The 973-nt window shown below is 66.0% G+C and carries 1 protein-coding gene and 1 pseudogene; both read right to left on the reverse strand.

The window, feature by feature from the left end; translation table 11 throughout:
• Positions 1-582: exodeoxyribonuclease VII large subunit (gene xseA, locus EN994_RS33105; protein ID WP_127308236.1), on the reverse strand; the 582-nt coding region annotated here is incomplete at its 3' end.
• A gap of 83 nt (positions 583-665) precedes the next feature.
• Positions 666-973, reverse strand: a pseudogene (locus EN994_RS33110) (LysR family transcriptional regulator); the annotation flags it as partial.

Below are 973 nucleotides of genomic sequence, written 5' to 3' on the forward strand. Positions count from 1 at the left end.
GACCGCGGCAGTCACTTCCGCGCCTGACGTCTCGCCTTGCACGCGCACCGGCCAGACCAGGACATGCAGCGGAAAGCGGTCCTTGATGCGGTGGATGATGTCGCGGATGACGGACCCTGTCGGCGAGGTGACGACGCCGATGACGCACGGCATGAACGGCAGCAGCCGCTTGCGACCGGTGTCGAACAGCCCCTCGGCCTGCAGCCGCCGCTTGCGCTCCTCCAGCAGCGCCATCAGGGCGCCGGCGCCAGCCGGCTCCAGATTGTCGATGACGATCTGGTAGTTGGATTTGCCGGGATAGGTGGTGAGCTTGCCGGTGGCGATCACCTCCATGCCCTCTTCGGGACGGAACTTCAGCCGGCTCATCGTGCCTTTCCACACCACGGCGTCGAGCCGCGCGCGGTCGTCCTTCAGCGCGAAATAGGCATGACCTGAGGAATGCGGCCCGCGATAGCCTGATATCTCGCCACGCACCCGCACATTGCCGAAAACGTCCTCGACCGTGCGCTTCAGCGCGCCGGAAATCTCGCTCACCGTATATTCGGCGGCGTTGGTGCGTGATTCGGATGCTACTTCGCTCATCCGTCGATTGGGGAACGGTTGGGCGCCCGCGTCAAGGCGGTTGCGTCGGGCCAGCCGTTCATAACCCGCACACCTGGCCCTGCCTACCAGCCGGGCAGGATCTGGTTCGGCTTGGTTCGCCGCAGCTTGGTGAAGGCGAGCGCTGCGAAATCGAACGTTCCGGGGTCTTCGCCGACCGGCACCGAGATGTTGTCCAGGCTTTCCGAAATATGGCGGGCGAGCGCATCGACGATCTCCGGCCGCGACGTCTGGCCGCGCATGATGCCGATGCGGCAATCGGGCAGGGCGCCGAAGCCGTCGGCTTCGCCCAGCACCCGCATACCGGGTCTGAGCGCGCATTCCGGCAGCACCGAGATTGCCAGCCCGGAAAGCACCGCGGCGGTGATGACGG

The sequence above is a fragment of the Mesorhizobium sp. M7A.F.Ca.CA.002.09.1.1 genome, from assembly GCF_003998555.1.
Lineage (GTDB): Bacteria > Pseudomonadota > Alphaproteobacteria > Rhizobiales > Rhizobiaceae > Mesorhizobium > Mesorhizobium ciceri.